Consider the following 5,282-nt stretch of genomic DNA (forward strand, 5'->3'; position numbering starts at 1 on the left):
GCCGGCAGCGAGGGCGGGCGTCGACGGCAACCGGGGGCCGCCCTTACGGAACCAGCAGCAGCTTGCCCGTGGTGCGGCGGGCTTGCAGGTCCTCGTGTGCCTGCGCCGCCTCGGCCAGCGGATATGTCCGGCCGATCCGGATGTCCAGGCGGCCCGACAGGACGGCGTCGAACAATTCGCTGGAGCGCCAGCGCCGCTCCTGCGGCGTGAGCAGATGGTCGGCGAGGTTGGGGCGGGTGACGAACAAGGAGCCGCCCCGGTTGAGCCGCTGCAGGTCGAACGGCGGCACCTGGCCCGACGCGCCGCCGAAGAGCACGAGCATGCCGCGGGTGCGCAGGCTGGCCAGCGAACCGTCGAAGGTGTCCCTGCCGACGCCGTCGTACACCACGTCCACCCCGGTGCCGGCGGTCAGTTCGCGCACCTGTCCGGCAAAGCCGTCGTAGCGGAGGACCTCATCCGCCCCGGCGCTGCGGGCCAGTTCTTCCTTTTCGTCGGTAGACACCGTGGTGATCACGCGGGCGCCCTTGGCTTTGAGCAGCTGCGTCAGGATCAGGCCTACTCCGCCGGCACCCGCATGGGTGAGTACGGTCTGGCCCGGCTGGACCCTGAAGCTGGAGTTAATGAGGTAATGCGCCGTCATGCCCTGCAGCGGGATGGCGGCCGCCACGTCGTCGTCCACGCCTTCCGGCACCGGGAGCGCCGCGTCGGCGGAGACCACGGTGAACTCCGCGTAGGTGCGGTCGCCCTCGGCGAAGGCGACGCGGTCACCGGGGGCGAAGCCGTCGACCCCCGGGCCGACGGCCTCGACCGTGCCGGCGGCTTCGGAGCCGGGCGTGTACGGAAACGGGACGTTGTAGACGCCGCTGCGCTCATAGGTCTCGACGAAGTTCACACCCGCCGCGGCAACTTTGACCAGCAGCTGGCCCGGGCCGGGCCGGGGGGTGTCGACCTCGCGCAGTTGCAGTACTTCCGGACCGCCGGGTGCGGCGGCCACGATCGCCTTGGCCATGGAGGGTCTCCTTAAGGTACTCGGGACAGTCGGTGCCGGCGGTGGCATCTGGCCGCTGAGGGCCGGCCGGCTCAGAACCCATCGTAGGCGCTAACGTCCGCGCCCCCGGCCCGCCGTATCCGCCGGCAGGGCACGCAGGACGATGCATAATTATCCTCTCCGGTGCATAGTCTTGCTGTATGCTGGATGCCATGACAATTAAGGTTGCAGTCTCCGGCGCCAGCGGTTACGCGGGCGGCGAGGTCCTCCGCCTGCTGGCGAACCACCCCGAGGTCTCGGTCGGAGCCGTCACCGCCCACAGCAGTGCCGGTTCGCGGTTGGGGGAACTGCAGCCGCACCTGCATGCGCTGGCGGACAAAGTCCTGGTCGACACGACCGTCGAGAACCTGGCCGGGCACGACGTGGTGTTCCTGGCGCTGCCGCATGGCGCCAGCGCTGAGATCGCCGCCGCGCTGCCGGCAGACACCCTGGTAGTGGATGCGGGCGCGGACCACCGGCTGGTGGACCCTGTGTCCTGGGAGAAGTTCTACGGCACCGCCCATGCCGGCAGCTGGCCCTACGGCCTTCCGGAGCTTCCCGGCCACCGGGAAAAGCTGCGCGGCGCCCGCCGGATCGCCGTCCCGGGCTGCTATCCCACCAGTTCGCTGCTGGCTCTGGCCCCGGGCTTCGCGGCCGGGCTGCTGGAGCCCGGTGACGTGGTGATTGTCGCCGCGTCCGGCACCTCGGGGGCCGGCAAGTCCGCGAAGGTACACCTGATCGGTTCGGAAGTCATGGGCGGCATGAGCCCCTACGGGGTTGGCGGCGGACACCGGCACACTCCGGAAATCGAGCAGGGGCTCTCGGCCGCCGCCGGCGAGGCGGTCACGATCTCGTTTACTCCCACGCTCGCGCCGATGAGCCGCGGCATCCTGACCACCGCCACGGCGCGCATCAAACCCGGTACGGATGCCGCGTCGCTGCGCAGCGCCTGGGAGGCCGCCTACGCTGATGAACCGTTCGTGCACCTGCTGCCCGAGGGCCAGTGGCCGAATACCAAGTCGGTGCAGGGCAGCAACCATGCCGTCCTGCAGTTGGCCTTCGACGAGCACGCGGGCCGCGCCGTCGTCACCTGCGCCATCGACAACCTCACCAAGGGAACCGGCGGCGGCGCCATCCAGTCCATGAACATCGCCCTCGGCCTCGACGAGACCGCCGGCCTGACCCAGCAGGGGATAGCACCGTGAGCGTTACCGCACCACAGGGATTTCGTGCCGCCGGTGCCACCGCCGGCCTGAAAGCCTCCGGCAAGCCCGATGTCGCGCTGGTGGTCAACGACGGACCACAGCGGGCGGCGGCGGCAGTCTTTACCTCGAACCGCGTGGCGGCCGCTCCCGTGCACTGGTCGCGGCAGGTGGTCGGCGACGGCCGCGTGGACGCGGTGGTGCTGAATTCCGGCGGTGCCAACGCCTGCACCGGGGCCGAGGGCTTCCAGAACACCCACGCCACCGCCGAGAAAACCGCAGCCCTGCTCGGTATCTCCTCGGGCGACGTGGTGGTGTGCTCCACCGGGCTGATCGGCGAGCAGCTGCCGATGGACAAGCTGCTGCCGGGTGTCGAAGCTGCTGCAGCGGCGTTGTCCGGCGACGGCGGTGCCGACGCGGCCGAAGCCATCATGACCACCGATTCCGTTTCCAAGCAGGCCCTGTTCACCGGCGGCGGGTACAGCATCGGCGGCATGGCCAAGGGCGCCGGCATGCTTGCCCCGGGCCTGGCCACCATGCTGGTGGTCATCACCACGGACGCCGAACTCGCACCGCCGGCGCTGCAGTTGGCGTTGCGCGAGGCCACGCGGCTTACCTTTGACCGGACGGATTCCGACGGCTGCATGTCCACCAACGACACGGTGGTGCTGCTGGCTTCGGGCGCTTCCGGGGCCATTCCCGCGCTGGAGGACTTCACCGCGGCGCTGACCGGCGTCTGCGCGGATCTGGCGCGGCAACTGATTACCGATGCCGAGGGCGCCAGCCACGACATCGCGGTCACCACGATCAACGCCGCCTCCGAGCGGGATGCGGAAACCGTCAGCCGCGCCGTGGCCCGCTCCAATCTGTTCAAGACCGCCATCTTCGGCAAGGATCCGAACTGGGGACGCGTGCTGTCCGCGGTGGGCACGACCGACGCCGCCTTCGAGCCGGACCAGCTCAACGTCAGCATGAACGGCGTGCAGGTCTGCCGAAACGGCGGCGTGGGCGAACCGCGCGACCTGGTGGACCTGAACGGCCGCGACGTGGCCGTGGTGATCGACCTTAATGCCGGCAGGGAGACCGCAACCATCTGGACCAATGACCTCACGCACGAATACGTGCATGAGAACTCCGCCTACTCCAGCTGAGGACCGAGATGAACACGATGCTAATGGCCCAGGACAAGGCCGCCACGCTGATCGAGGCCCTGCCCTGGATCCAGCGGTTCGCCGGCACCACCATGGTGATCAAGTACGGCGGCAACGCCATGGTCAACGATGAACTGCGGCAGGCGTTCGCCGAAGACATCGTTTTCCTCCACCACGCCGGCATCAAGCCGGTGGTCGTCCACGGCGGCGGACCGCAGATCAACGCCATGCTCTCGCGGCTGGGCATCGAGTCCGAGTTCAAGGGCGGACTGCGGGTCACCACCCCCGAGGCCATGGACGTGGTGCGCATGGTGCTCACCGGACAAGTCGGCCGGGAACTGGTGGGCCTGATCAATTCGCACGGGCCGTACGCCGTGGGCCTCTCCGGTGAAGACGGCGGGCTGCTGCAGGCGGTGCGCACGGGCACCGTGGTGGACGGCGAAGACATCGACCTGGGCCTGGTCGGCGAAGTCGTCGGCGTCAACCCGTCCGCCATCCTGGATTTGCTCGACGCCGGCCGCATCCCGGTGATCTCCACCGTGGCACCGGAAATCGGCGGCGACGGCGAAGGCACCAACCAGGTGCTCAACGTCAACGCCGATACCGCGGCCGCTGCGGTGGCGGACGCCTTGCACGCCTCGCGGCTGGTCATCCTCACCGACGTCGAGGGGCTCTACGCCAACTGGCCGGACAAGTCCTCCTTGATCTCGTCGCTGACGGCGGGGGAGCTGCGCGAGCTGCTGCCGCGGCTGCAGTCCGGCATGATTCCCAAGATGGAAGCCTGCCTCAAGGCGGTCGACGGGGGAGTGGAGCGCGCCGCCGTCGTCGATGGCAGGATGGCGCACTCGATCCTGCTGGAAATCTTTACCGCGGCCGGCATCGGCACCCAGGTCGTCCCGGACGGAGACGCAGCATGAACACCCCGCATACCGTTTCCCCGGCCGCCGGCCTCGCCGGGCTGGAAGAACTGGAAGGCCTGGACAACCGGCAGCTGCTGGAGAAGTACCGCGGTTCGCTGATGGGGGTCTTCGGCACCCCGCAGCGCGTCCTGGTGCGCGGCAAGGGCTGCATCGTGTGGGACGCGGACGGCAGGGAATACCTGGACCTGCTCGGCGGGATCGCGGTGAACGCGCTCGGCCACGCGGACGAGTTCCTGACCGGGGTCGTGGCCGCCCAGTTGTCCACCCTCGGCCACGTCTCCAACTTCTTCACCAGCCCGGCACAAATTGCGCTGGCGGAGCGGTTGCTGCAGCTCGCCGCCGCTCCGGCAGGTTCCAAGGTGTTCTTCGCCAACTCCGGCACCGAAGCCAACGAAGCGGCGTTCAAGCTGGCCCGGCGAAACTCGAGCCCCACCCGGACCAAGATCCTGGCCCTGGAGGGCGCTTTCCACGGCCGGACCATGGGGGCTTTGGCGCTGACGGCCAAGGAGTCCTACCGCGAACCGTTCGAACCGCTGCCCGGCGGCGTGGTCCACCTTCCCTTCGGCGACGAGGAGGCCCTCCGCGCCGCCGTCGACGAGTCCGTGGCCGCCGTCGTGCTGGAACCAATCCAGGGGGAGGTGGGCGTCCGGCCGCTGCCCGCGCGCTACCTGAAGGCGGCCCGCGAAGCTACCGAGGCCGCGGGCGCGCTGCTGATTTTGGACGAGGTGCAGACCGGCGTCGGCCGCACCGGCAACTGGTTCGCGTTCCAGGGCGGCGTGGCCGGCGGCGAGCAGATCGTCCCGGATGCCATCACCCTGGCCAAGGGCCTGGGCAGCGGGCTGCCCGTCGGCGCGTTGATCACCTTCGGGGCAACTACTTCCGAACTCCTGACGGCGGGCCAGCACGGAACGACGTTCGGCGGCAACCCGGTGGCGACGGCGGCAGGCCTGGCGACGCTGCAGGCCATCGAGTCGCGCGGGCT

The 5,282-nt window shown here is 69.5% G+C and carries 5 protein-coding genes; 4 read left to right on the forward strand and 1 reads right to left on the reverse strand.

The annotated features are described in order from the left end of the window. Window positions 1-43: 43 nt before the first annotated feature. Window positions 44-1,009 carry a quinone oxidoreductase family protein gene (locus AC5RUJ_RS10420; protein WP_494023837.1) on the reverse strand — a complete coding sequence of 322 codons (966 nt, stop codon included), beginning with the start codon at window positions 1,007-1,009 and terminating at the stop codon, window positions 44-46. A 191-nt stretch (window positions 1,010-1,200) separates the two neighbouring features. Here AC5RUJ_RS10420 and argC point away from each other — a divergent pair, with 191 nt between their 5' ends. The 4 genes from argC to AC5RUJ_RS10440 all read left to right on the forward strand — a co-directional run. After that, complete coding sequence (gene argC / locus AC5RUJ_RS10425) at window positions 1,201-2,232, forward strand: N-acetyl-gamma-glutamyl-phosphate reductase (RefSeq protein ID WP_494002372.1); 1,032 nt, start codon at window positions 1,201-1,203, stop codon at window positions 2,230-2,232. Further along, on the forward strand, window positions 2,229-3,380 hold the full coding sequence (argJ, locus tag AC5RUJ_RS10430) for a bifunctional glutamate N-acetyltransferase/amino-acid acetyltransferase ArgJ (protein WP_494102222.1): 1,152 nt from the start codon (window positions 2,229-2,231) through the stop codon (window positions 3,378-3,380). Before argC ends, argJ begins: the two co-directional genes overlap by 4 nt. 8 nt (window positions 3,381-3,388) lie before the next feature. Continuing rightward, the gene (gene argB, locus AC5RUJ_RS10435; protein WP_494102223.1) at window positions 3,389-4,297 is read left to right on the forward strand and encodes an acetylglutamate kinase; all 909 of its coding nucleotides are present in this window, start codon (window positions 3,389-3,391) and stop codon (window positions 4,295-4,297) included. Continuing rightward, window positions 4,294-5,282 (forward strand): acetylornithine transaminase (locus AC5RUJ_RS10440; RefSeq protein ID WP_494155836.1); only part of this gene is annotated, 989 nt, incomplete at its 3' end. The genes argB and AC5RUJ_RS10440, both read left to right, overlap by 4 nt.

This window comes from Arthrobacter sp. Y3223164 (assembly GCF_059091005.1).